Source organism: Candidatus Micrarchaeum sp. (genome assembly GCF_016806735.1).
GTDB classification, from domain to species: domain Archaea; phylum Micrarchaeota; class Micrarchaeia; order Micrarchaeales; family Micrarchaeaceae; genus Micrarchaeum_A; species Micrarchaeum_A acidiphilum_A.
In genome coordinates this window covers 463,574-486,964 of record NZ_CP060530.1, presented here as the reverse complement: position 1 = coordinate 486,964, position 23,391 = coordinate 463,574, and the positions used below count along the sequence as shown (strand labels likewise).

The 23,391-nt window shown below is 40.8% G+C and carries 26 protein-coding genes; 14 read left to right on the top strand and 12 right to left on the bottom strand.

Features of this window, described 5'->3' with window-relative positions:
- Positions 1-9: 9 nt before the first annotated feature.
- Positions 10-462 carry a hypothetical protein gene (locus Micr_RS02600; protein ID WP_203135098.1) on the top strand — a complete coding sequence of 151 codons (453 nt, stop codon included), beginning with the start codon at positions 10-12 and terminating at the stop codon, positions 460-462.
- On the opposite strand, the gene Micr_RS02595 is transcribed toward Micr_RS02600, so the two are convergent.
- The gene (locus tag Micr_RS02595; RefSeq protein WP_203135097.1) at positions 459-1,316 is read right to left on the bottom strand and encodes a glycosyltransferase family 2 protein; all 858 of its coding nucleotides are present in this window, start codon (positions 1,314-1,316) and stop codon (positions 459-461) included. The genes Micr_RS02600 and Micr_RS02595 overlap by 4 nt on opposite strands.
- A 1-nt stretch (position 1,317) precedes the next feature.
- Entirely contained in the window at positions 1,318-2,286 is a 969-nt protein-coding gene (locus Micr_RS02590; RefSeq protein ID WP_203135096.1) for a glycosyltransferase family 2 protein, read from the bottom strand.
- A gap of 69 nt (positions 2,287-2,355) precedes the next feature.
- On the opposite strand from Micr_RS02590, the gene Micr_RS02585 reads away from it, so the two are divergent.
- From Micr_RS02585 to Micr_RS02555, 7 genes are all read left to right on the top strand, one after another.
- A complete protein-coding gene (locus Micr_RS02585; protein WP_203135095.1) occupies positions 2,356-3,132 on the top strand; it encodes a class I SAM-dependent methyltransferase in 777 nt (258 codons plus the stop codon).
- A 13-nt stretch (positions 3,133-3,145) separates the two neighbouring features.
- Complete coding sequence (locus Micr_RS02580) at positions 3,146-5,431, top strand: hypothetical protein (RefSeq protein ID WP_203135094.1); 2,286 nt, start codon at positions 3,146-3,148, stop codon at positions 5,429-5,431.
- Positions 5,432-5,494: 63 nt separating this feature from the next.
- Positions 5,495-6,574, top strand: a complete 1,080-nt coding sequence (locus tag Micr_RS02575) for a glycosyltransferase family 4 protein (RefSeq protein WP_203135093.1) — start codon at positions 5,495-5,497, stop codon at positions 6,572-6,574.
- Positions 6,575-7,450, top strand: a complete 876-nt coding sequence (locus Micr_RS02570) for an NAD-dependent epimerase/dehydratase family protein (RefSeq protein ID WP_203135092.1) — start codon at positions 6,575-6,577, stop codon at positions 7,448-7,450.
- Between the two features lie 228 nt (positions 7,451-7,678).
- Positions 7,679-8,257 carry a type IV toxin-antitoxin system AbiEi family antitoxin domain-containing protein gene (locus tag Micr_RS02565; protein WP_203135091.1) on the top strand — a complete coding sequence of 193 codons (579 nt, stop codon included), beginning with the start codon at positions 7,679-7,681 and terminating at the stop codon, positions 8,255-8,257.
- Positions 8,254-9,039 (top strand): nucleotidyl transferase AbiEii/AbiGii toxin family protein, encoded by a 786-nt coding sequence (locus tag Micr_RS02560; RefSeq protein WP_203135090.1) that lies wholly within the window; start codon positions 8,254-8,256, stop codon positions 9,037-9,039. The genes Micr_RS02565 and Micr_RS02560 overlap by 4 nt, the downstream gene beginning before the upstream one ends.
- 45 nt (positions 9,040-9,084) lie before the next feature.
- Complete coding sequence (locus Micr_RS02555) at positions 9,085-10,269, top strand: MFS transporter (RefSeq protein ID WP_203135089.1); 1,185 nt, start codon at positions 9,085-9,087, stop codon at positions 10,267-10,269.
- Here the strand turns inward: Micr_RS02555 and Micr_RS02550 are convergent.
- Genes Micr_RS02550 through Micr_RS02540 form a run of 3 tightly spaced genes read right to left on the bottom strand, consistent with a single transcriptional unit; the run spans position 10,243 to position 12,560 of the window.
- Entirely contained in the window at positions 10,243-10,689 is a 447-nt protein-coding gene (locus Micr_RS02550; RefSeq protein WP_203135088.1) for a hypothetical protein, read from the bottom strand. The two genes, Micr_RS02555 and Micr_RS02550, sit on opposite strands and share 27 nt — an antisense overlap.
- A gap of 27 nt (positions 10,690-10,716) precedes the next feature.
- Complete coding sequence (locus tag Micr_RS02545) at positions 10,717-11,265, bottom strand: phosphotransferase (protein ID WP_203135087.1); 549 nt, start codon at positions 11,263-11,265, stop codon at positions 10,717-10,719.
- 53 nt (positions 11,266-11,318) lie between these two features.
- Positions 11,319-12,560, bottom strand: coding sequence for an RNA-guided endonuclease InsQ/TnpB family protein (locus Micr_RS02540; protein ID WP_203135086.1), 1,242 nt, complete (start codon positions 12,558-12,560; stop codon positions 11,319-11,321).
- Between the two features lie 446 nt (positions 12,561-13,006).
- Between Micr_RS02540 and Micr_RS02535 the strand changes: the two genes are divergently transcribed.
- Together Micr_RS02535 and Micr_RS02530 are read left to right on the top strand one after the other, a co-directional pair.
- Positions 13,007-13,582 carry a type IV toxin-antitoxin system AbiEi family antitoxin domain-containing protein gene (locus Micr_RS02535; RefSeq protein ID WP_203135085.1) on the top strand — a complete coding sequence of 192 codons (576 nt, stop codon included), beginning with the start codon at positions 13,007-13,009 and terminating at the stop codon, positions 13,580-13,582.
- Complete coding sequence (locus Micr_RS02530; protein WP_203135084.1) at positions 13,579-14,358, top strand: nucleotidyl transferase AbiEii/AbiGii toxin family protein; 780 nt, start codon at positions 13,579-13,581, stop codon at positions 14,356-14,358. The genes Micr_RS02535 and Micr_RS02530 overlap by 4 nt, the downstream gene beginning before the upstream one ends.
- 23 nt (positions 14,359-14,381) lie before the next feature.
- On the opposite strand, the gene Micr_RS02525 is transcribed toward Micr_RS02530, so the two are convergent.
- The 3 genes from Micr_RS02525 to Micr_RS02515 form a co-directional block, all read right to left on the bottom strand.
- Positions 14,382-14,810 (bottom strand): hypothetical protein, encoded by a 429-nt coding sequence (locus Micr_RS02525; protein ID WP_203135083.1) that lies wholly within the window; start codon positions 14,808-14,810, stop codon positions 14,382-14,384.
- A gap of 229 nt (positions 14,811-15,039) precedes the next feature.
- Positions 15,040-15,705, bottom strand: a complete 666-nt coding sequence (locus Micr_RS02520; RefSeq protein WP_203135082.1) for an NADPH-dependent F420 reductase — start codon at positions 15,703-15,705, stop codon at positions 15,040-15,042.
- A gap of 94 nt (positions 15,706-15,799) precedes the next feature.
- Complete coding sequence (locus Micr_RS02515; protein ID WP_203135081.1) at positions 15,800-16,291, bottom strand: inorganic diphosphatase; 492 nt, start codon at positions 16,289-16,291, stop codon at positions 15,800-15,802.
- Positions 16,292-16,377: 86 nt separating this feature from the next.
- On the opposite strand from Micr_RS02515, the gene Micr_RS02510 reads away from it, so the two are divergent.
- Positions 16,378-17,277 (top strand): glycosyltransferase, encoded by a 900-nt coding sequence (locus tag Micr_RS02510; protein ID WP_203135080.1) that lies wholly within the window; start codon positions 16,378-16,380, stop codon positions 17,275-17,277.
- Positions 17,278-17,516: 239 nt separating this feature from the next.
- Complete coding sequence (locus Micr_RS02505; protein WP_203135079.1) at positions 17,517-17,867, top strand: hypothetical protein; 351 nt, start codon at positions 17,517-17,519, stop codon at positions 17,865-17,867.
- 44 nt (positions 17,868-17,911) lie between these two features.
- On the opposite strand, the gene Micr_RS02500 is transcribed toward Micr_RS02505, so the two are convergent.
- On the bottom strand, positions 17,912-18,259 hold the full coding sequence (locus tag Micr_RS02500) for a hypothetical protein (protein WP_203135078.1): 348 nt from the start codon (positions 18,257-18,259) through the stop codon (positions 17,912-17,914).
- A 129-nt stretch (positions 18,260-18,388) separates the two neighbouring features.
- On the opposite strand from Micr_RS02500, the gene Micr_RS02495 reads away from it, so the two are divergent.
- Together Micr_RS02495 and Micr_RS02490 are read left to right on the top strand one after the other, a co-directional pair.
- The gene (locus Micr_RS02495; RefSeq protein WP_203135077.1) at positions 18,389-19,135 is read left to right on the top strand and encodes a hypothetical protein; all 747 of its coding nucleotides are present in this window, start codon (positions 18,389-18,391) and stop codon (positions 19,133-19,135) included.
- Positions 19,136-19,228: 93 nt separating this feature from the next.
- Positions 19,229-19,528, top strand: a complete 300-nt coding sequence (locus Micr_RS02490) for a hypothetical protein (protein ID WP_203135076.1) — start codon at positions 19,229-19,231, stop codon at positions 19,526-19,528.
- A gap of 11 nt (positions 19,529-19,539) precedes the next feature.
- Here the strand turns inward: Micr_RS02490 and Micr_RS02485 are convergent, their stop codons facing one another.
- The 3 genes from Micr_RS02485 to Micr_RS02475 all read right to left on the bottom strand — a co-directional run bounded on the left by Micr_RS02485 (position 19,540) and on the right by Micr_RS02475 (position 23,376).
- The gene (locus tag Micr_RS02485; RefSeq protein ID WP_203135075.1) at positions 19,540-20,865 is read right to left on the bottom strand and encodes an ABC transporter permease; all 1,326 of its coding nucleotides are present in this window, start codon (positions 20,863-20,865) and stop codon (positions 19,540-19,542) included.
- A 12-nt stretch (positions 20,866-20,877) separates the two neighbouring features.
- Positions 20,878-22,560 carry a COG1361 S-layer family protein gene (locus Micr_RS02480; RefSeq protein WP_203135074.1) on the bottom strand — a complete coding sequence of 561 codons (1,683 nt, stop codon included), beginning with the start codon at positions 22,558-22,560 and terminating at the stop codon, positions 20,878-20,880.
- Positions 22,561-22,647: 87 nt separating this feature from the next.
- Positions 22,648-23,376, bottom strand: a complete 729-nt coding sequence (locus Micr_RS02475) for an ABC transporter ATP-binding protein (protein WP_226803577.1) — start codon at positions 23,374-23,376, stop codon at positions 22,648-22,650.
- Between the last annotated feature and the right edge of the window lie 15 nt (positions 23,377-23,391).

The following is a 23,391-nucleotide window of genomic DNA, read 5'->3' as shown; positions in this document are numbered from 1 at the left end:
ATATTTGGTATGCTCTCTAAAGCAAAAGCGAATAAGTTTGTTCCTTGGAAAGATTTATTTACTTCTGAGGATCTTGAAAGATATGCCCACTTCAAGTCGTTTGGATATAGATTAATAATGGATAAAGAAAAATTTGACATAGTGTATGGCGGAAAAGGTTTAATAAATAAGTATTATCAGAATGATAACAGCGTTGGAGAAAATTTTTATAATAGGCACAAAAGATATAAAACTTCAAATTTTGGCTTTGGCATTCGGATGTTTAGGGTGCTCGTAGATAATGAAAGGGGTGTGGCATTTAAGTCTTTTAGTGAATTTTATAACTCATCCTCTTCCAAGAGCATCATTAGGGGTTTATTGTTTATGGTTGCTTACACGATAGCCCGCATTTTAGGAGTATATAGTTATTCAAAAGATAAAAACAATATTGAATACATAAAAGAGAGTTTACAGGATTCTTAATTAAAGTATCCCTCCTTAAGTCCTTTTATATAATTTTTGTAGTAGGCTAGTTTAGGGCCATTAAGCTTCGGTATTTTGTATAATGAATAATAAGCAAAATTTATTGGCACGTATAAAATAGCAAATATAATAAATTTCCACAAAGGAGCGTATTTTTTTTCTATCATTATGTGACCTTTGATTATTGTACGAAGCCTAAATGGGCTTATATGGGTTACTACACTCCCATGGTCATGTACAGTTATTGCTTTTGTATATATGTAATTTTTGAAACCTTTTCTTTTAAGTCTTTGAGCGAGATCAAATTCTTCATGATGCAAAAACTTTTGGTCTTCCATGCCTACTAAAAAATATGATTTCTTTGATATCATATAAGCATTAGGTATTACGTCGGTTTCTATCAAATCTCTTTTTAATTCGGAGATGTTTACTGGTTTTGGATATGGATTTATCCAATTTGCTTTTGCACCATAAAACCACAAAGATTTATCTTTGTTTAGCATTAGAGGCCCGAGTAGCCCGATATTTTCACTATTTTTATATTTTTTAACCAGTTTTTCAATAGTATCAATTTTTATTATATTGTCATCGTCTATAAAGAATAAAAGCGGGCCGTTTGCCAGCTTAGCCCCTTCATTACGGCTTCTTACCCAATAAGTCTCTTTTTTGTGTTGGATTAAGTGTATTTTAAATTTTTTATTTAAAAAACTCAAATCGTCCTCAGGTGAATCATTTATAACAATGACTTCTATCTTTTTGTAAGTACTTCTAAAAATACTTTCCAAGCACCTTATAAGTTTATCTGGTCTTTTATATGTAGGCACTATTATAGTTAGCAAAATATTTTTTCCCATATTATCGAATCCATTCTATTCTGTTTTTTTTCCTAAAAGCATCTGCAAAACCATTAAAAGTCCCAATGAATAGCGCCTTTAGCAGTTTTCTTTTTATATTTCCAATGTTTCTATCTTTTATTATTGCCACGATATAAAAAGTTAAGTAAATCGGTACAGATAAGGTAAAGGTGAGCTTCTGTAAAAAGGTATCATATCTATATACATAAAGTATTTTACTGTGCATGGAATGATACATTCTATTCTCATTTACACGTAGGAAATATGTAACTTTTGGATCAAATGGTATATCGTGGTAAGTAATCGCATTAGGATTAATTATTACTTTATAACCTGCTTTTCTGACTCTAGCCTCAAAATCAGCATCCTCCCCCATGTGCGGTACCAATAAATCCCACAAACCTGCTTTATAAATGACTTTTTTCACAAACATAAATGCATTTGCAAAATCTTCAACAACCTCACCTTCGCTTATTTGATTATTCCATATCTCATTTTCATGTAAATATATCGCCCTTCGCATAAAACTACTCCTCATGACGCCTGCATGCATTATCCTTTCTTTATGTGTATAATAGAGGGCTAAAGGACCAACAATACCTATATTCTTGTATTTGTTCATAGTTTTTACAAGTTCTGCTATGCAATTTTTATCTATTTTGTTATCGTCATCCAAGATAAAAATAAATTCACCCTTTGATAATCTAATTGCATTGTTTATTGCTAACGCCACACTTTTCCCGGTATTTTTGATATATTTTATATTGTGAAAATGTTTTCTTTTTTGTTTAACAACTTCTAAACTTTTATTTAGTCGTGAGTCGTCTGAAACAATAATTTCTAGATTTTTGTAGGTGTTCAATAAAATAGAATTTATACACCTTCTTAGCATTTTTGGCCTATCCATAGTAGGTATTATTACAGTAACTAAACCGTTGTTTTCTTTATTATTTAATTTACTTTTAAGCATAAAATCATTAATTATTCAATTTAAACAAAGCTTTATTAATAAACTACCTACTTAGTAGTATTGATTTTTATGGAGAATGATATATATAAGATACAACATAAATACGAACAGTTTTACCGTTTCAACCCAAAGCTTTATGATGCGGCTTATTATATCAGAGAAGAAGGACTATTTACATTTTTAGTTAATTCATACCTGGGCAAATTTTTTCTTTCTGGAGCTATAAAAAAAATCCATATTGATACGTATAAAAATAACATCGAGTTAAATGAATGGTTAAATTATTTGGAAAAATTCAATTATTTTGGCATAAAATTATGGCCTGGGCAAAACCGTTTCGAAATTTTTTCGCTTTTAAAGATACTAAAAAAAAGAAATTTAAAAACAATATTGGAGATAGGGACTGCAGGTGGCGGTACGATGTTCCTTTTTTCTAGGATTGCAAGCCCAAATGCAACTTTGATAAGTATAGACAATGACTACGGTTGGAGAAAAACGTTTATAAAATCATTTGCAACAAAAAGGCAAAATATTATATTGGTAGAAATGAATTCGCATCAAAAGCCAACTAGAAATAGAATAAAACACACATTAATGGGTAAAAAAATAGACTTTTTATTCATAGACGGGGACCATAGTTATAATGGGGTTAAAGATGATTTCAACATGTACTCCAGATTTGTAAAACAAGGAGGGATTATAGCATTTCATGATATACTTTTAGAGGATACTGTAGGGAAGTTTTACCAAGAAATAAAAGATAATTTTAAGCATATTGAGATAATTGATAATAAGGTAAAAAACAGTAGAGAAGTAAAAAAAGGTATTGGGGTGCTGTATCTATGATTTTTGTGATAATTTGATTGAGATTAACTATTTTCTAGATTATATGCATGGAAAGTTACCTTATCTTGCACCCATAGCTGTAGCCATTTTTGTTTTGATCAGTATATTAATATATACGCATTTTGGATATCTTTTTGGGCATGATACTGGAGTTACAGTATTTAACTCGTATGATGAATATGCTGGTTTATACGTTTGGTCAATATATGATTATACTGGAGTTCCTAACACAACTACACCTATTTTCGATTATTTGTTTGGTAGCATAGGATACCTAACTAAAGTTTTAACTGGAAACAATGCAATTGGGTTTATTGTATTTTTATATACTCAATTTTTAGTTGGAGCTTTAGGTATGTTCTACTTAGTTTATACTTTTACTAAAAATTTTGGAATATTCAAAGCACAAATTATCGGAATAATATCTTCGTTGATGTTTGTAATACCAATAAGCGCATATGGTGAAACTAGTGCAGGGGTAATGCTACCTTTTTTCATTCTTACGACATATATGCTTTTGAAGCATATTGATAAGTATAAAAAAATAGACTTAATCTTTTTAGCGTTATCAATTTTTACCGCAGGAGTTATATTGTCTATGGGAGGAACTTATTTTGGCGTTCAAAGTCTGCTTTTTATATTAACCGTATTTGTTTTTCTAACAATTTTAGCTAAAAGCGATGTTCGGCTTAATTATATAAAAAGTTTTTTTTATGTAGTAGCTGGATCAGTTACTTTAAACTTATCTTGGATGCTTGGACCAGAAATATCTAGCAAATTGTATTATGCCTTTTTGACAAAAGTGAGTTCTTTAACATTTATTAAATTTTATACAATAAAATCGATTGGGATAATATTTTCTTTCGACTTTTTTCCAACTGATAAAGTTTTATATTTTATTCTTTTCCCATCTTTACTAATTTTTATTATAGCAATTTTGAGTTTAATCCTAAAAAATAAAAATTATAGATTAGAATATAACTACCTTATCTCTATTTTCATTGGATATTTGGTTATTACTTTTTTTGGAAATACTATTGCAAAACCATTTGGTAATATTTTCAAATATTTTTATAAGTATTTACCGTACTTAAGTGTATTTAGAGGTTCATTTATATCAATACATTATATAGCTATTTTCACATTTTCGTTACTATTTGGTTATGGTGCAGTATTATTATTGAAAAGGCTTGATAGTAGTAAGATTTTTACTATGATCTTGATTCTTTTATTAGTGTCTACAGTAATAATATTTTTATACGAATCAACGTACGGTTTAAATGCGTACTTGGGATATGGATCTTTGTATTTTCATAATATCCCAAAGTATGTTATAAACATTTCAAATTATCTAAACAACAATATTGGAAATTTTGCTGTAGCTACATTACCCTCCGCACCTGGTTGGCAAACAACAAGTTGGTATTATGGTGTAAATATTTATTCTTCTTTAGTTTATACTCACGAAGTTTTTACAGGTGGAGAAACAAGCGTTAATGAATTAATTTTTCCACCATCAACAAATGAGTATTACAAATATTTAGGTAGCACATTAAATAATTTTAAAATAACAAATGAAAGTTTATCAAATTTATTTGGTATATTTGGTATAAAATATTTAATTTTAGAATCAGATGTTTTAAATAATACTAAATGTAATTGTGGGTATTACCCGTTTAATCTTACTGTAATAGCATATAATTTGAATCACTCAAAAGATATTAATCTAGTTTATTTTGATAATTCTAGCGTGTATGAAAATATAAATTATGTACCGTTAGTATATTCGTCAAACATTGATAACATAGGGAATTCCACAATAACAAATGAGTTTAGAGTTTTAGGTAATTATTCATTTGACATAAAAAATAACTCAGTATTTACTAATTCAATTGTTAGTTTTTATAATGATAGCAATACCATAAACGCTACTCAAATAGCGAACTTTTCCAAGCCAAACATCAGCTTTGTTGAAAATACGCCTACGAAGGTTACTGTTCATGTTTCCAATGCTACTACTCCTTACTACCTGGTTTTTCGGGAGACGTACGATCCACACTGGACAGCATTTTATTCCAATGGAACTGAAGTTAATCCTCGCGACCATATCGCAGTCAATGGGTTTGCCAATGCGTGGTACATGAACAAAACTGGCAATTATACTATTACTTTGTATTATACCCTGCAGACAGATGCGTGGATTGCGTGGGGTGTGAGCTTTGCTGCGCTGTTCGTTACCATAGGGATAGGAATTTATGGATGGAAAGAGCAAAAAAGAAAGATATTAAATAAGCAGTAACCAAATTAACTTTAAATTCGGGATAATTAGTGCTAAACATAATCCATATGATATTGTGATAATATGAAAGTTGCATTGATAACAGAGTTTTTTGCACCGCACCTTGGAGGCCAGGAATTCCGCTTCGACAGCTTTGCAAACGCGCTTACCGGTATGGGCGCAGATGTTGATGTATATACTATAGATTATACTGGAAAATTGCCTAAACAGGAAAAAGCAGGGAAATTTGATATTTACAGGCATGTTACAATAAAAGGATATTCCAGCGGAACAAAAAGGAGCATAAAAAACACATTCGATTATGCAGTGGCATGTGCAGACTTAATTGACCGCATACACGACTCTTATGACAAGATAATAGTAAACCAAATGCCGGTAATGCACCTTCTTTATATTAAACCATACGATAACGTTATTATTGACTGGTGCGAGTATTGGCCCAGCGGGTTAAAACACATGCTTTTAAATAAGGCAATAAAGCGTTTTAGGAACGGCATTTGCGTCAGTAGTTATATTCTTGACAAACTTAAAACAGTAAATCCAGATGGAAATTTTAAGCTTTTTTATACCCCGATAGACACTGCAAAATATAAAACTGATAAGAAGAAAGGCCATAAAAGAATATTTTACCTTGGAAGGCTGGCAGAACATAAAAATATTGCAAATTTAGTAAAGGCAGTAATAGCAGCAAATGAAAATTCTAAAGAGAAATTTTCTTTGACAATAGCAGGCGAGGGGCCCTTGATAGACACAATAAAACGCACAGCAAAAAATCACAGCTATATAAAGATATTGGGCAGGGTAAGCGATAAAGATAAGATAAAGTTTTTCAAACAATCAGACATCTTTGCAATTCCAAGCAAAAGAGAAGGAATGCCAAATACTATATTAGAAGCCATGGCTGCTAAATTGCCAATATTGACCGTAAAAAGCGAAATGAATAATGCGGCCGCGTTCGTAAAGCACAATAATATAGGTTTTGTTGCAGAAAGCAGTTCTGTTCCGAGCATTGAAAGGTCAATCTTAATGCTTGACAAAACTGCAGCAGAAAAGATGAGGTTGAATGAAATGAAGCTGGTAAAACTTATAGATTCCAAAGCTGCAGGAAAGAAGATTTTAGATATAATAAAAGATAGTGAATAAATGCGTGTTTTAGTTACTGGATCCGCAGGTTTTATAGGAACGAATGTAGTGCACTATTTAAAGAGCAAAGAAGTTAATGTTTATGGAATAGATATATTGGAAGAAGGCAGCAACAAGGTAGACATAAAAGACTATTCTGCTTTGAAAGAGGCCTTCGAAAGATCAAAACCGGAGTTTGTCATACACCTAGCCGCCAATGCTTATCCCCAGAAATGCGAAGTAGACTGCGATGCATGCTTTGCTACTAATGTCAACGGCACGTATAATGTTGCAAAACTGGCAAAGGAGTATGGTTCAAAAATAATATTTGCTTCTACTGCGGCAGTTTATGGCAAGGCAGAGGTAATGCCTACCCCAGTAAAATCAAAAACAAAGCCCATAAATCTTTACGGGCTAACCAAGCTTATTGATGAAAGCATAGTGAAATATTATGCTCCAGAAAACCATACAATATTCAGGATTTTTAATGTATATGGAGAGTATTGCGATAGATCCTATGTAATACCAGATACGATAAGAAAGCTTATGCTCGAAGAGCGCCCAGTTCCTATGATGGGAACTGGAAGTGAGGAAAGAGATTTTATTTATATAGGAGATGTTAATAACGCCTTTTACATGGCAATTACTTCTGGTAGCAGGTCTGGTACTTATAACTTGGGAACTGGTTCGGTTATAAGCATAAAAGATTTATCCAAAAAGGTTTCAGAACTTTTAGGCATAAAAGACGTAACTTTTTCCTTCCAGGGAAAACCTAGAATAGGCGATATAAACAAGCTGTTAGCAGATGTATCTGGCGAAAACTCTTTCCCAGGATGGAAACCAAAAATAGGGTTGGATGAAGGCATATCCAAAACGATAGATTATTTCACAAAATAAAATGTGCATACACTTAACAGTATAGCTTATTTATTACCCATAGGAAAGAAATAACACTACAGTGCTTATTTTTTAAATTATGCATAAAAGTAATCAAAATTGATTACATTTAAGCAACATTTATAAATATTTGACCTGTTATTTAGTATTAGTAGTAGTGCTTGGTGCCATGATTAGGCAAATATGCTTGCCGGCACATGCCTGATATATGTGTTTAGATGTATTGCCATGAAAACAGAGGAATTCAATAGGATACTGCAAACGAACGGCATAAGCGTATTCTCTTTAGAGGACGCTTCAAGGATCATAGGGAAGCCAAAGCATTATACAACCGTATTTCTCAGAAGGGACAGGATAGTGAAAAGGGCCGCAAACGGAGTTTATTATACTCCGGATGCGAGCAATTACGAGATAGCTTCAAGCATAGTGGAGCCTTCATATGTTAGCTTAATATCTGCTTTAAGGTTCCACAACATTACAGAACAGATTCCCAATACTATATATGTGCTTTCAAGCAAGCGCCACAGCAGCATAAGCATTGATGGTACAAGAATCGAATTCGTGAAGGTAAAGCCTTCGCTGATGTACGGCTATAAGAAGATTGACGGCGCAATGATGGCTGAGCCCGAAAAGGCCATTGTAGACATGCTTTACCTCGGAAGATTCGAGGAATATGCCGAGGAGGCAATGGAAAGCGGGGCGATAAGCAGGGAAAAGCTTGTTGGTTTTGCCAAGCTTGCAGGAAGAAGGAACCTTGCGAAGCGCATAGAAAAGCTTCTTGAAAAGATTGAAGAGAGGATCCAATGATTACCAAAGATGCCTTAGCAGAGTACAAGACATACAATGACCCTTACCAAGTCGAAAAGGACTACCTTCAGGATCTGCTTCTCTACAACATATATGCAAATTCCTCGAATGAGATGGTGCTCAAGGGAGGCACAGCCTTTGCAAAATTCTACAACTCGGACAGGTTCTCTGAAGACCTAGATTTTACGCTTTCTGAAAAGGTAGAAAAGCAAGAAGAATTCGCCAAGTCAACAATAAGGGATGCAATAGAAAGGCTTGAGTACACGCACAGCTATAAAGAGGAGCCGCATGTTAATGATTTTGGGACTGTTGCTTCCATAATATTAGTTGAGGGGCCCAAGTTCAATGGAAAAGCGAGCACAGCACAGCAGATACGCTTCAAGGTTGCGACAGCAAAAAAGCTTTACCTAGGCAGTGAAGCAATGCCAAGAAACCCGGCTTATGCAGATGCAAGGCCTTATGTCGCACTGGTAATGAAACGGGAGGAGATACTTGCTGAGAAAATTCGCGCGCTCATGTCGCTAAAACGCAAGCATAGGGAACGCGATTTATACGATCTTTATTTCTTTGTAGGAAAGAATACACGCATCGACAAGGATTTAATCCATAAAAAGCTCTCTGAAGCGAATATAAAGCCAAGCATTGAAGAATTTGGCAAAGCTATTGGGAGCATAGAAAGGACTTGGAAAAGCCTAAAGCCCATGGTGCAGCACAAGCTTGAGGATTTTCTCTATGTAAGCGATTTCGTGGAAAAAAGAATTCATGAAAGCGGCGTATTCTGAAAGCCTTTTAGCTGTTGAAAGCAAAAAGGCAAGCGGGCAAACTCAATGTCAAAAAGCAGAAATTTGAATATCATTTATTCGATACTTATACTTGTAGCGTTCACTTTTGCGGTAAGGTCCTCAAACAACGCGTTCATGACTACCATACCGCTTTTCGTTGAAAGATATTTTCATTTCAACGGGACTGATGTAGGACTGATTGCCGGATTTTCCTCGCTTGTAATGTTTTTGACGACATTCTTCATAAACAGCAGGCTATGCGCCAGGTCGCGCAGGCGCCTGTTTATTTTCGCAAATGTGCTTATAACAGTCTCTTTGCTGTTGATAATGTATTCGACTGCTTTCTCGGTATGGCTTTACGTGCTGTTCGTAAGCTTTTCAGCCGGGATAATAATGCCGAACATAATAACATCCGCGGGAGATTATCCAGACAGAAAGGTAAGAGAAAGGATGATGGGCATATACACATTGGCATTGAGTGCAAGCCTTATTGTCGGACCCACTTTGGAAGGATTGGTGCTTGACTACTTTCCGTTAAAATACGGATTCCTGCTCTTTGCCTTAATAAGCGTCATTGCCGTAGTGCTGTCGCCTTTCATGAAATTCCCAGAGGCCAAATCGGAAGAATCGAAAGACGTGAAGGTTTTTGCCAACCCCGGCTTCAAGGTCGCAATATTCTCAATATTGACCTACAACGTGCCGTTTTCAATGATAGTATTTTTCAGCGGCATATTTGCAGAGCAGGCCTTCAAAATGCCGTACTCTGTAATAATGCTGATTTTCTCCGCATTATTCGCGGTATCGTTCATATCAAGATTAGCGTTATCGTATTTTGTGCCGTCAAACTTATGGAAGTATATAAAGTTTTCAATGCTTATGACAGCCATAGGCGTATCTGTAGTATTTTTCAGCAGGGACGCTTTGCTTTACGTAATAGGGATAATGATTCTCGGAGTGCCGCACGGGCTTACGTATCCGTTATCCATATCTTCAATAGGCAGGTCTTTCGACATAAACAAAAGGAACAAGGCAAACAGCTATTTCTTTGCTATAATTATGCTCATAAACATAGTCGTCCCGACGGCAGCTGGAGTATTGATAGATTATATCGGATTCAGAAATGTCATGATATTCATAGTCCCGATTATAATAATATTGTTCGTTTTGGCAAGAAAGGAAGTGAAGTTGATAAGGCTTGATAAGTTATCCATGCGAGAGGCTCATCTTTAAAAAGTAGCCCTTGTTTCTGAGCGCCCATTTCGTAAGCTTTATCTGGCTTTTTATTTTTAGCTCCTTTTGATCCGGAGTCTTGCGGCTTGAGTTGTAGAAGAACTCTGTGTCTGAAGCGTTGGTTATTGCCAACAGAGAAGGCAGCGCCTGGGCGTCTTCCTTTGAAAGGCTTCTTTTGTCAGTGTAGCCGTCTATAAGCGCCTTTAAAAGGATTTTATTATATGAGGCCCTTGTTTTCTTGTTTACTGCGCAGAAGTGTATGGCCCATGCAAGGTCCATCAGCAGCGCATCTCGGTAGTTTGCTATGTTGGCAAAATCTATGAGCGCGTATATTCTTCCATTCCTCCAGAGCAGGTTGTCCGCTGCTATGTCAAAATGCACGGGATAGGACTTGAGAGTTTCATAGTAGGAAAGATCCATGCCGTTTAGCAAAGGAGCAAAAAACTTTTATGCAGCCATGAAAGCCTTGTCCTCTTTGCCAGTCTTGTGCAAAGCCTTTTCGTAAGTATCGTGAAGCCTTGCCTTTATGTTTTCCAATGCCTGATAGCCTTCTCTGCGGCTTGATTCGAACCTTTTCTTTTCAAATATGTTATGAAGCTGCGCGTCCATAGAGCCAATTTCGTAGGCATCCTTCTTTGTTATCGGAAGGTCCGCATTGCCAAGTATGAAGCGGTACATTGAATAAAGCGCGCCCTCGTTTTCTATGTAAGGCTTGCCATTCTTTACCGGAAGCATTTCAGGCACTTCGTATGGGAAGCCTGATTTCCTGACATAGTTTGTAAGCTCATACTCCTTTTCTATGTCGCTCCTCTTCTTCCAATCCATGAAACGCTTCAAGATGTATCTGCCGTTGTTGTAGCTAAATATCCAGTTTGAGGACGCATATCCCTTGTCCATTCTGCTGAATCTTGTGCTTTTCGGAACGGGAAGCCAGTTCCGCACAAGGCTAAGCGTCTTCGATTTAGGTTCCCGTTTGGAATTCGTAGAGTTCACCATTCATGAGTCTTGTGACATCCTCCCACCCGTGAACGGCGTGGGCTTCCTCTGCGTCATGCAATCACTGCATCCAGCAAAGGATGTGTTTTATCGGTTCTCAGTTCCTCGAGAACTGCCCCCCTTTGAGGTCTTACACTCTCTCCCTGAGCGTGACTTCCCCTCTGTCCGAGGGTAGCTCTGTTGAATATGTTTATTGCAGCATTTATATCTCTGTCCATCTGCATGCCGCATCTGTTGCAGTTGTATCCCCTGATGGATAATGGCATGTCTTGAATGTTGCCGCAATTACTGCATTGCCTTGATGTATTTCTTGCAACCACCTTTATTACCTTCATACCAGCACTTTCAGCCTTGTATGAGAGCATTTGGATAAATCTGTTCCATGAAGCGTTATAAATTGACTGTGCGAGATTGTGGTTCTTTACCATATTCTGAATGTGAAGGTCTTCCACTGCAAATGATGTATATCCTGAATTTACCAATTTATCTGACAGTTTATGTGCGAAATCGTTTGATTGGTTTGCAACGTGTTCCCATTTCCTTTGCAAATTCAACTTTGCCTTTTCCCTCCTCTTTGAGCCTTTGTGCCTTTTTGCGATTATTCTCTGCCATCTTGCGATATGCTTCTCTGCTTTCTTTGCAAATTTAGGCTTCTCTATTTTTGTTCCATCTGATAGCGCGATAAATGAATTGAGGCCCATGTCTATGCCTACAGGGTTTGTGTTTTCGACCTTTGGAAGCTCTACTTCCTTTACTGTGGTAAATATTGCAAAATATTCTCCGCCTCTTTTCTTTATTGTAAGGGTTTTTATCCTACCTTCTATAGATCTATGCAACTTTATCTGCATACCGCCTATCCTAGATACTCTCAAAATATGCTTTTTGTTTTTCTTTACAATTGCGAATGAGCCGTTGTCCTGCGGGTAGGTTATGCTGCAATATCTGTCTTTTGATTTGAAACGAGGAAAACCAACTTTTATCCTTTTGCCTGATTTCTTTTCATTTACCCTTCTGAAGAAGTTTTGGTACGCCTTCAGCACACGATATTTTATTTCGCATCTTGTCTGAGAGTATATCTGCAGAAATCTCTTATCATTTTCTATCTCTTTTGCAAACTTATTCAGATGCGCCATTGAAAGTTTCTTGTTTCCTTCCCTGTATGATTTTATTGACTTTTCGAGAAGCAGGTTGTAGAATTCTTTTGAAAGTGTGAGTTGCAATTCTATCTCTGACTGTCGTTTTGCATCAGGATAAATCCTGAATTTATAAGCTCTTGTCAGTTCCATATCTGCCATCTATTTTATCTATATGCTCATAAATTTTTATATCTTGTTGCTCTGCGGTTCGCTTTCATCCCACCTCTAAAGAGTGTGGGATTTCCCGCTCACTTTGTTAAATAGTATTAGAGAAAACTTTTATGGCATTGGGCGCATTGAGCGGAAATGCAAAGTCAGGAATCCTGCTATTGGTTTTGCGCTATGAATTTTATTTGGAAGATTGGGCTTCATAGCACCATGATTTGAAGCCTCTTGCCAAAAATCTTCCTAGTTATGGGGTTGCGGCAAACATGGCTTTTGGCATGGCAAAATTCACAGGCAGCAACGGGAAAGCCATAAGCTGTAGATGCTGAAAGAGCAGATAACGTGATCGGAGAGCCTGCTCGGGCTTTGAATAGGAATCAGGGTTGTATGTAACGAATCTTATAGAAAAATATAAGAATATATACATGTAATACTTAATCATGAAATCCGAGGAACTGGAGCAAGAGCTTAAGCTAAACGGGCTTGACATATTTACTCCTAAAGACGTGGCCAGGATTACAGGCAAACGCCTGAATTACGTATACCTAGCGCTTTCAAAAAGCAAGAGGTTTTTGCGCATACAAAACGGCTTGTACTGCGTAAACGGCACTGACCCGTTCAGGATTGCGTCCGCAATACTGCATCCCTCCTATGTGAGCCTGATATCAGCATTGGTATATTATAAGCTCATAGACCAGGTGTCAAGCACAATAAAGGTGATAACAGGCAAAAGGCATTCCAGCATTGAATTGTTCTCTGGAACGCGGATAGAGTTCAGGAGCGTAAAGAAAGAGATGCTCTATGGCTACAGCAGGAAGCATGATGTTTCGATTGCCGACATAGAAAAGGCAATAGTAGATTCGCTGTACCTGCTTGAAGATACGCAATATATAAGCGAGGCAATGGAAAATGCCAATGACGCAGGCATTTTCGATGCTGAAAAATTGCTGCTGTATGCAGAAAAAAGCGGAGTAAAGAGCGTATATTCAAAAGCAAAAAAGCTGGTGCAAAAATGATAGGCAAAGAAGAACTTGGCATTTATGCAAAGATGCGCGGCGTTGATCCTTTTCTCATCGAGAACGATTACCTGCAGCACGTTGCGCTGATTTGCATGTATGAGGAATTTTCCAACGAGCTAGTGTTCAAGGGAGGCATGGCGCTGCAGAAGGTCTACGGGCTCGAAAGGCTGTCGCGCGATTTGGATTTCAACCTGCTTTTTGGAGAGCCTAACGCCAAAATCGAAAGAGTTGCAAAAAGGATGGGAGACTACTATCCAACCAGCATTACAGGCCCTAAAAAGATAAAGCACGGGCTCGGGTATAAGATGCACATAGAGGGGCCGTCTTTTGGCTCTACGGGAATGCGCCACATCCTTCCAATGACTTTTAACAACGAAGAGGGGCTTTTGCTGAAGCCGGACTTCAAGAGCATAAACCCTGGAATGATATATAAAGATCCTGACCTGCATGCATATTCGCTTCTCGTAATGAATATTAAGGAGATAATGGCAGAGAAAGTAAGGGCGCTTGCTACAAGGAAGGAGGTCAAGCCCAGGGACCTGTATGACTTATGGTTCTTGCTCGGCAGCGGATTCGCGCTCGATATGGGATTGGCCCGCAAAAAGATTGAGCATGACCATGCAATTTTTTCCTTGGACAATTTAGAGGGAAGGATAAAAGAGATTGGGCCCATTTGGGATTCTGATTTGAAGCCTCTTGCCAAAAACCTTCCTAGTTATGGGGTTGCGGCAAACATGCTGCTGAAAGAGCTGAAGAAAGGAGCGAAGTGCTGAAAAGCCAAGCGCCGAGCATGAAGTCATGCTTCTGGCGCTTTCTTATGCTCCTTTCTTTTGGATAATTTTTCCAAAATCAAGGATGTATATAATCCCACTGAGCCAACCGCCATTCCGGCAACTCCAACTGCAAGCATGGCTCCAGAATATGTTGCAATGGCAGCCGAACTCAATGCACCAGTGGCCGTAGCAGCTACGGCAAATAGTTCGGTCCCGAGAATGGTTGCAATCCCGGCGAGGCCTACCCCGGTTGAGATTTTTTCGGTTTTTGTCTGCTTTCTTTTATCGCGCCTGCGAAGCCTGGAACTTGACTGTTTTTCTCCAGTATTTGAATTTTCCCTGAGTAAGTTCCTATAGTTTTCTTCCTGTTTTTGCGATTGTGCCGAAGCCTGCTTAGTTGCGTCGTTTGCTTTGTTTTCGGTTGAACCATACTTATTCTTGAATATTTCCATAACAAAACCTTTCCATCCTTGGTAATATATTTGCGTTTTTTTATATATTTATAGATTTCCTGATTGTATGCAAGCATACCCTGATTTTATGCCTGTTTTCAATCCAGTGGATTTCGTCATGCGCATAAATTAGATTTTATTTCCGGCCCATATTTTAAAAATAAGATGGCGGGGCATTTTGCCACGCCCAAAATCCGAATAGAGCTTATTGCTGCCGTGATCCGTATTATTATTGCTGCGTTGGAGCCGAAGGTGCCTGCGCTGCAGAAGGCTGCTGAGCCTGCTGGCCCCTCACAAGCTTGAGCCCTATGCCTGAGCCCATCTTCTTTCCATAGCCCAGTTCTATGAGCAGAAGCCCTGTGGGCTCTATGTAGCGCGCTTTTTCCAATGCGCCCACGTCAACCGGATCCATGCCTATGCTCTTGGCGAGGCTCATTACGGTAGCCTTTGCCTGCTCGTCGTCGCCTGCTATGAACGTGGCAAGCTTCTCGTTCCCCAGCTGCCCGGTCTTCATATTCTCTGCAAATATAGTATTGAAAGCCTTGACAACCTTGGCGCCCTTTGCGTGCTTGGCTAGCTCTTCCGCAGCGGACTCGTTGAAGCCCTTTGCCCATCTCCAGTTCTTGTCCATTGGATTTGAGACATCCACAAGTATCTTGCCTTCTTCGGCTTTCTTCATCTCCTTTACCGCTTCCTTTGCGGCTTCGTATGGCACCGCAAGTATTATGAGCTCCGAATTCCTTGCTGCTTCCTCTATGCTCTGCACATTGGCGTTCGGCATCTTCTGCTTTGCCTCTTCGGGCTTCCTCGAGCCATAAACGACTTCGTTGCTCTTTGAAAGCGCTTCGCCTATGCTTTTTGCAACATTCCCAGTACCTATGATTCCTATTTTCATTTTAACACCAGCACATATTCTCAGTAAAAGAATAAATCATTATTGCATAACTGCAGATATTGCCGGTTAAGCTTTGAAAGCGCAGGCGGCAGTTTCAGATATTTCTGTTCCGGAAATTCTTGAACGAGGCACGTATTTCCAAGAGCGCTTTTTTGCTGTCCCCAATTGAATAGACCTTTGTCCATCTGCCTTTCAGGCCGTCCTTGTTGTGTTCCAGCATGTAAATCAAGGAGTTGAGCTTTTCCTTATCAAGCATGGATAACTCCAAAATTTCACCCATTGTTTTGTCTGATGAATCCACGGCCATTATCTTGTTGTCAATGCCAGTTTCGTCTTTGACGTAGAGCAGCCCTATGGCTCTCGCCTTGACCGTAGAGCCAAGCCTTAGGCGCTTGCTGCTCATTACGAATACGTCCAGCGGATCGCCGTCATGGCTGAGCGTGCCTTTTATGAAGCCGTAGTTGAAGTTTTTAGGAAGGGGAAAAGCCGATTTCCTGTGCACAACGAGCTTGCCCAGCTTTTCATTGTACACGTGCTTGAGCGAAGATCCTGCAAGCATTTCTATGCATGCGTCAAATTCCTCCATTGACATCAGCAATTGCCACTTTTATTAATGCCTTTGGAAAAGTATTTAACGGATTGGCTTTCAATTTAAACAGAAAGGTGCGGAACTTGAGATGGAATGGCGTTAGCGTGGTACTCCCAACAATAGAGGAGGAGGGCGCGTTCGCGGTCATAGACAGCATTAGGGCGCTCATGCCCGGATGCGAGATAATAGTCATAGACAAGAGCGGCCCAGAATACAGGAGGAGGATACGCGCAAAGAAGGTCAAGCTAGTAGAGCAGCAGAGCAAGGGCTATGAGAACGCGCTTATGGAGGGTTTCTCGCACGCAAAAGGCAATGTGCTAGCAACAATAGATCCGGACGGGACATACGATCCTGAGGACCTTGCCAAGGTTGTTGCGCTTGTCGTTGAAGGAGATGCAGATATGGCGCTCGGCAACAGGCTCCACAATAGGGACAGGAAGGCCATGAACGGATATATCTCGTTCGGCAACAAGAACATAACGAAGATATACAACGCCGTACACGGCATAGGCATACACGATGCGCTTTCAGGCATATTCGCAATGAAGAAAAAGGCGTTCGAAGCGATAAGCGAAGTGGTGCCTTATAGGGCAGGCACGCTGTTCTTCGTTCTCGAAGTATCCAAGGCAGGCTATAATAAAATAAAGGATATCCCAATAAGCTATTACCCCAGGCCAAGCGGGGAATCCAAGCTCGCCAAGTCCAAGCTTTTGTATGGCTTGGGGGTTGCGGGCCACATCGTAAGGTCCGCAAGGGACTATTCTCCGCTTCTCATATTCGGAGTAATCGGAGTTCTCTTAATACTCGCTGGGCTTGTCATAGGCGCCTTTGTAATAGCCAACTACCTGCACACCGGCACGCTCAACGAAATAGGAAGGTCGCTGATAGCGTTCATGCTTGTAACTGTTGGGTTTCTTTCAGTTATATCGGGATTGATACTTGACCTGCTGCTGCAGATAGTAAGAAAGATGGACAAGCTTTAGGGAATCGCAAGTTTGCATATCGGAATGCAGTTATGTTGATATTTGAATATTATCATGCATAGGATATTGATGGACGCAAGAGAAAGTTCCTAAATATCTACGCAAACCTTCCGCTTAAGCTAAGAAATGAAATAGTGCTTGTGCTAGAAGGGGAACCGTTGACTTGGAATGCAGCACACATTGAGGCCAAGAATAGGGTATTTATATGTTTATGAAAGATAATTTTATGTGGTGTGAAAATGCCACAAAAACAATCCGAAACTCCTTCTTTGAGCAAGTACATGAGAACTGTTGAAAAGCGCAACGGAGAGCGTGTGATCTACACATTTCCTGCTGGACAGGCAGAAGCTGGAAGAATAGCCGATGCAGTAAGGGAATATGCCTCCAAAAACCAATATGTGTACACTGAGGAGGAGAAGCTGCTGATGCCCGACGAGTCGATGCAGATATATGTGTTTGACAGGAACAGCGTAGTTGTGGCTTCAAGGGCTTACATTGGGAACATCGGCGAAAGAGCAAGGGCTGAAGCGCGGGAAATAGCTGAATACGCATACGCGCTGCTGAAAGATTCCAAGCTTTTGAGGGTGTGAAACAATACCAATGAAACAGGACTGAAACTTGCCTTTTTGGAAAGCTAGCGAAGCATGCCAAGCAGGATTTCGAGCATGCCATCTGCATTCTTGTAAACGCTTACCATGTCAAGCGTTTTGGAATCGAACATCTTGATTGCCGAGAACAGAAGCTCGGTACTGCCAGGCTTTGCACGCTCCCAAGGGTCATGTTTGTCCTTTATCTGGAATAACAGGTCTGATATTTCCATTTTAATTTCATTGGATATCACAGACTTGAGCATGCGGCTTAGCGCGTCCATGCTGTTGCTTGCATATAAGCCCTTTGCTATATCCCTGAACTCCTTATCGTGCAGAAGTGCTCCAAATACGGCTTTTTCAGCAGCTAGCTTCGCGCCCTCGTATTTTGACATTCCTTGCGGTGCGGATGCATCAAACAAAGTAAAACTCAAGTTCATTGCCAAAGCCGATTTCTCATTATCCGTGGATTATATTTATAGTTTTGGATATAATACTTTTGTGCAGCATCCGAGAGGATTTCAATGAAAAGAAAGCCAGTTACCCTTGATTATCTCGATAATGGAGCAAGATATACTCTGCTTTTCATGGCGCTGTATCTGCTTGTGGCAGTGTTTGAAGGGTCATGCACCAGGCCGGTGCTCAACAGCACTTTCCTGTTTGTAACAGCTCCGTTCAATCCGCTGGAAAACTGCATATTGGCCAGCAGTTCTGCAGGGTTCTTCGTGGCAGTAGCCTCAAACTTCGTATTCGTAGCCGTATTGATATTCGGCGCGGGAGCTTATTTCGGGTATCTGAGCCGCGTCACTAAAAGAGGCATGCGCATGCCATACATATTTGCCTCTGCAGTGATATCGACGTATATAGCTTCGGCTATGTCTTTCGCTTATTTTTCGGAGTTTCCAGAGCTGCGGCTTAAGGTCGCCACAGGCACGTCGATAATAGGGTTCGACATGTGCATGTTCATGGCAATCTTCATGGGAATTGAGGTGTTTTACTATCTGAAAGTCAGGAGCGGAAAAAAAGGTTTCAAGAAATCGAGAAAGCTGGGCTTTGACCCGGTGTACGTGAACACCAGGCTGGGATTCATACTGATATTCTTGATATTGATGTATTCGTACCTGAGCGTAAGCCTTGTACACCTTGCAGGGCTTATAGCAATACCAATACTTGCAATGCTGGTTCTGAGTTTTAGCCACAAGGGCATAGGCAAAGTAGTCGGGTCAATTGGCAAGACTAGCTTAAACGGATTTGGAAAGGCGTATAAATAGGGTATTTACGCCAGAGCAGCATATTGCATAAATGTCAAACACCATGGCAAAAGGTAAGTATAAAGAAAGGCCTGATTATATTTGGGTGCATTGGTGGAATACAAGAATCGTAGCGAAATAGAAACAGTTCAAAAGAATTTGAAAAGCTTCAGAAAGGGTTTTGAAAAGTCCTATGGAAAGGACAGAAGCATAATGTACGTAAATTACATAGGGCATGAAGAGTTCAGGATTAGATATGGCAAGGCGAGTGCGGAAGACAAAATAAAGAGCTATTCGTTTAAATCTGGAAACGTTCTGTACGTGGACATGCAGTGCCTTGAAAATTGTTCTGCAGAAGAAGCTTACATGATGGGGCTGAGCAGCGCAGTAGCGGAAATTATGGAGCAGTATTGAGCCCGGACCTTTCACTCGCTCCTGAGCGCTATTATTGGATCGACCTTGGAGGCCTTCCAGGCAGGATATGCGCCGGCTGCAACGCTTATCAGTATGGCAATTGTAAATGCGAGAAGCAGTGTCTGTACGGTTATTACCGGAGAAAAGCTCACCGAAGACGAAGAAGATCCAAAGCCTGAGCTTGAGCTTGCAAAACCAGAGCTCCTTCCTCCGAATCCTGATGAACCTCCTCCTGAAAAGCCTCTGCCCACCGCAGGCGACGATGTTGATGGAGCCGCTGAAGCCGTTGTGCTATGCGAAGAGAGAAGCGCTGGAAGTATGTAAGAGCCTCCAGCCCCTGCAACCATCCCGACCATTCCGCCTATGACTCCGATCATTATTGCTTCTGAAAGAAACAACAGCATTATGTCGCGCTGCTTGAAGCCTATCGACTTTAATATGCCTATCTCCTTTGTCCTTTCGGATACCGAAACCATCATTATGCTCAGTATGCCTATTCCTGCCACTATTAGAGAGATGCCGCCTATCGAGCCCAGCAGAAGGCTGAGCGTGCCGGTTATAGAAGATACCGTTGAGGTTATGCTCTGGACTGACAGCACTGTCGCGCTGTTTCCGAATACGTCTGACAGCAACGTGGAAAGCGCAGATGTCGAATTCAGGCTCGTGGCCTTTATTACGAGAACGTTGTACGAGTATTTGTTTATCATGCTTTCGGCTTGCGTAAGCGGCATGAATATGCTTGTATCAGGGTCCACAAAGAACGAGGTACCGTATTCGCCAAGTATCCCGGTAGGAATAATCGGAACCGTCTTTACCCCGGCAGATGTTCTTATTCCGGTAAGGTAAAGAGGCTGGTCAAGCTCTATGTTTGGGGCAGAGCCGGAGCTAGGATTGGCTATGCTGTATCCCAGTAATGCCTGGCCTGTACCGGAATCAGAATACAGGGTGCCTGAGCTGTAGTCAAGCTTGCCAAGCACAGATTCCAGGCTGGAATTTTCTATTCCCAAAACCGTAGTTGGGCTTGAGCCGGTGCTGGTAGTTATGTTTGCGCTGAACCGGAGCATAGGTATTACCGAGCTCACGTTGGGAAGCGATTCTATCTCGCTTATCTGCGCATTTGTGAATATGCCGTCCGGGCCTGATGCGGACATGTATATTGTTGTAGGGCCTATGGTGTCAAGCGACTGCGTTATGCTTGCCGTAACCCCGGTGACAAGGGATATCAGCGCTATTATTGTAGCCACCCCTATCATTACGGTGAGGACAGTGAGACCAGTCCTTAGCTTTCGCTGGGACATGCCCTGCAGGCTAAGCTTAAGGATGTCTTTCGGGTTCATTGCTTGCACCGTTCATTTGGACTGCTTCTTCTGCTTTTTGGATCCCTTTCTTTTATAGAAAAATGCGCCTATTATCGCAAGGATAATTATTGCAGCTATGACGTACAAAAGCAGCCTTGAACCGGCATCCCTGTATTTTGCGGTGTTTGCATAAGGGTTGCTGGAAAATGCGGTAGAGTTGCCAGAAGAAACGGATATGGGTATCTCAATCAATTCATTCTCTTTCTGGTTGAGGTTGTTTATGTAGCTCACGGTTATTGGCACTTCATAAGTGCCTGGCTTTATGCTCTTGCCAAGAGTGACGCTCAGGGTGAAAGCTGTCGGGGAGTACGTGCCTATGCTGCCCAAGAATGTTGAATTCTCACCCAATATGGAAATTCCGCTGACCGAATGTGTTATCAGGGTAACTGCGCTAGCAGATATGGAGCCAGTATTGAGCAGCGTGCCGGTAAGCGAAACTACCGAGCCTGGAGTGGCAACGTCTGGGAGCTGCGTAGTACCAGTGTTGGTTATGTTTACGTATCCGGGCGAGAGCAAGCTTAGTGACCTGCTGACAGAATAGGGCTGCCCGTTAAGGACATAGCCAAGCTGTGCGTTTAGGGTAGCTACGTCAGTCTGCGATGTTATGTATAAGCTTATTGGTATCGAAGCATTTTTCATTGCGCCTATCGAGCCGATCGAATAGTAGCCGTCGCTGCCTATCAGAGTCAGCGGAGACGTTGCAGTGAGCGTGAGCGAAACGTTTGATATGCTTGAGCTGTCGTTGTTTATTATTTTAAGCGAATCGTTCTGGAGCTGGCCTATTGTTATCTCGTTTGACGAAAGGCCTATCGCAACCTTGTTTGGAGGCGATACTGCATACATTCCGAATGTGACAGGAGAAGTCTCGTTATATCCATATGCGTTGATGTACGAGAAGTCGATTGTTACCGGAATTGTAGTGGATGTGGCTGAAGGGGAAACGTAGACCGGCACGGATACCTCCTCAGTCGAATTCGGAGTAAGCGTGCCTATGGAAGTTGCAGGGCCAGCCTGGCTTACGTATGAAGTCGATTCTACAGAAGGCTTTATCGCGTATCCGTAGCCGGATCCCTTGTTGCTGACATTCAGCGTTATGTAGTTTACCTTGCCGGCAGTAAGCTGCTGCGTGGTGTTGAAGTACAATTCCGTAGAACCCTTAAGCGGTACGAGAAATTGCGTGCTGTATTCGTATCCCTCGTTGCTGTTGGTATAGTTCCAGTAAAGGTTGAGCTTTTCATATGTGCCGCCGTTTGGACCTACAGGAGTATTGTTCGCAATGTTAAGGTAGTACACCACGTTGAAGAACGAATACGGCTGCACGTTCTGTATGTTGTCTACAGCGTACAGCGAAGTGCCGTTCTGAGCCGTGAAGTACCCTACCAGCGGCATCTGCGCCTGTACGTCTACAAGCTCACAATTGTTGTTGTTGTCGACTGTTACGGTAAGCGGAACGTCCTTCTGGCCTGGGCCGGCAGATACCGAGCTCACCTGAAGCGACTGGTTCTGCTGGAGGCTCTGCGATGATGGAAGGCCCCATTTCACTCCGACTATGTTAAAGCTCGTTACGGTATTTGGATTTGTGCATGACGCATTCGTAGGAGAGGCACCCGATATGCCTGAAACCATTAGAAAGGCGAATAAGCCAAGAACCGCCATCATCGCATATTTTCTCATTTTTACACCTATGATATTATCTAGTCTTTTATTTGTAAGTTTTGTTTATTTTATATTGCCAGCAGCAATTTATACCGATTCGCATAACTAGAGCTTTTTTGTATCGCTCAGCTTGGCCATCATGTTTTCCTTTGTTATGAGCCCGTCCCTTATGAATATGCGCCTCTTTGCAAATATTCCAACTTCAGGGTCGTGGGTGCTCAGGACTATTGTGGTGCCGAATTCCTTGTTGACCCTTGCAAGTATCTGCAGCACGGCTATGGCCGACTTTGTATCAAGGTTTCCGGTGGGCTCGTCCGCAAGCAGTATCTTCGGGTTATTGACAAGCGCCCGCACTACTGCAACCCTCTGCTGTTCGCCTCCGCTCAACTCGTTTGGCTTTTTCTCAAGCTTATCGCCAAGGCCAACTTCTTTCATGAGCTTTATGGCGTTTGACATTACTTCGCTCCCATGCTTCTTCGATACCATTGTAGGAAGCATGACGTTTTGTATTGCGGAAAGATATGGCACGAGGTTGTATGACTGGAATACAAAGCCTATGTCCATGTTCCTGAGCTCGGCCAGCTCGGAATTGCTCATTTCGTTTACCCTCCTGCCTGCTATTATTATTGAACCGCCAGTAGGGGAATCCAGAGTACCCATAAGATCCAGCACTGTTGTCTTTCCAGATCCGGATGGACCCATCACGGCAACGAACTCCCCCTTTTTTATCTCGAAGCTCACGCCATTAAGCGCCACATATGCCATGCCAGACTTGTTGGTATATACTTTCTGGACATTCTCGAAGCTTATTATTGTTTCGTTTTTCGTAGCCATACGCATGCACCTCTC

What these genes read in the sequence shown, in the direction of transcription:
- Micr_RS02480 (WP_203135074.1), bottom strand. Translation starts at nt 22,560, where the DNA reads ATGAGAAAATATGCGATGATGGCGGTTCTTGGCTTATTCGCCTTTCTA.
- Micr_RS02495 (WP_203135077.1), top strand. Translation starts at nt 18,389, where the DNA reads ATGAAAAGAAAGCCAGTTACCCTTGATTATCTCGATAATGGAGCAAGA.
- Micr_RS02500 (WP_203135078.1), bottom strand. Translation starts at nt 18,259, where the DNA reads ATGTCAAAATACGAGGGCGCGAAGCTAGCTGCTGAAAAAGCCGTATTT.
- Micr_RS02520 (WP_203135082.1), bottom strand. Translation starts at nt 15,705, where the DNA reads ATGAAAATAGGAATCATAGGTACTGGGAATGTTGCAAAAAGCATAGGC.
- Micr_RS02540 (WP_203135086.1), bottom strand. Translation starts at nt 12,560, where the DNA reads ATGGCAGATATGGAACTGACAAGAGCTTATAAATTCAGGATTTATCCT.
- Micr_RS02585 (WP_203135095.1), top strand. Translation starts at nt 2,356, where the DNA reads ATGGAGAATGATATATATAAGATACAACATAAATACGAACAGTTTTAC.
- Micr_RS02515 (WP_203135081.1), bottom strand. Translation starts at nt 16,291, where the DNA reads ATGGAGGAATTTGACGCATGCATAGAAATGCTTGCAGGATCTTCGCTC.
- Micr_RS02555 (WP_203135089.1), top strand. Translation starts at nt 9,085, where the DNA reads ATGTCAAAAAGCAGAAATTTGAATATCATTTATTCGATACTTATACTT.
- Micr_RS02535 (WP_203135085.1), top strand. Translation starts at nt 13,007, where the DNA reads ATGAAATCCGAGGAACTGGAGCAAGAGCTTAAGCTAAACGGGCTTGAC.
- Micr_RS02575 (WP_203135093.1), top strand. Translation starts at nt 5,495, where the DNA reads ATGAAAGTTGCATTGATAACAGAGTTTTTTGCACCGCACCTTGGAGGC.
- Micr_RS02550 (WP_203135088.1), bottom strand. Translation starts at nt 10,689, where the DNA reads ATGGATCTTTCCTACTATGAAACTCTCAAGTCCTATCCCGTGCATTTT.
- Micr_RS02475 (WP_226803577.1), bottom strand. Translation starts at nt 23,376, where the DNA reads ATGGCTACGAAAAACGAAACAATAATAAGCTTCGAGAATGTCCAGAAA.
- Micr_RS02565 (WP_203135091.1), top strand. Translation starts at nt 7,679, where the DNA reads ATGAAAACAGAGGAATTCAATAGGATACTGCAAACGAACGGCATAAGC.
- Micr_RS02560 (WP_203135090.1), top strand. Translation starts at nt 8,254, where the DNA reads ATGATTACCAAAGATGCCTTAGCAGAGTACAAGACATACAATGACCCT.
- Micr_RS02525 (WP_203135083.1), bottom strand. Translation starts at nt 14,810, where the DNA reads ATGGAAATATTCAAGAATAAGTATGGTTCAACCGAAAACAAAGCAAAC.
- Micr_RS02595 (WP_203135097.1), bottom strand. Translation starts at nt 1,316, where the DNA reads ATGGGAAAAAATATTTTGCTAACTATAATAGTGCCTACATATAAAAGA.
- Micr_RS02530 (WP_203135084.1), top strand. Translation starts at nt 13,579, where the DNA reads ATGATAGGCAAAGAAGAACTTGGCATTTATGCAAAGATGCGCGGCGTT.
- Micr_RS02570 (WP_203135092.1), top strand. Translation starts at nt 6,575, where the DNA reads ATGCGTGTTTTAGTTACTGGATCCGCAGGTTTTATAGGAACGAATGTA.
- Micr_RS02505 (WP_203135079.1), top strand. Translation starts at nt 17,517, where the DNA reads ATGCCACAAAAACAATCCGAAACTCCTTCTTTGAGCAAGTACATGAGA.
- Micr_RS02485 (WP_203135075.1), bottom strand. Translation starts at nt 20,865, where the DNA reads ATGAACCCGAAAGACATCCTTAAGCTTAGCCTGCAGGGCATGTCCCAG.
- Micr_RS02600 (WP_203135098.1), top strand. Translation starts at nt 10, where the DNA reads ATGCTCTCTAAAGCAAAAGCGAATAAGTTTGTTCCTTGGAAAGATTTA.
- Micr_RS02590 (WP_203135096.1), bottom strand. Translation starts at nt 2,286, where the DNA reads ATGCTTAAAAGTAAATTAAATAATAAAGAAAACAACGGTTTAGTTACT.
- Micr_RS02545 (WP_203135087.1), bottom strand. Translation starts at nt 11,265, where the DNA reads ATGGTGAACTCTACGAATTCCAAACGGGAACCTAAATCGAAGACGCTT.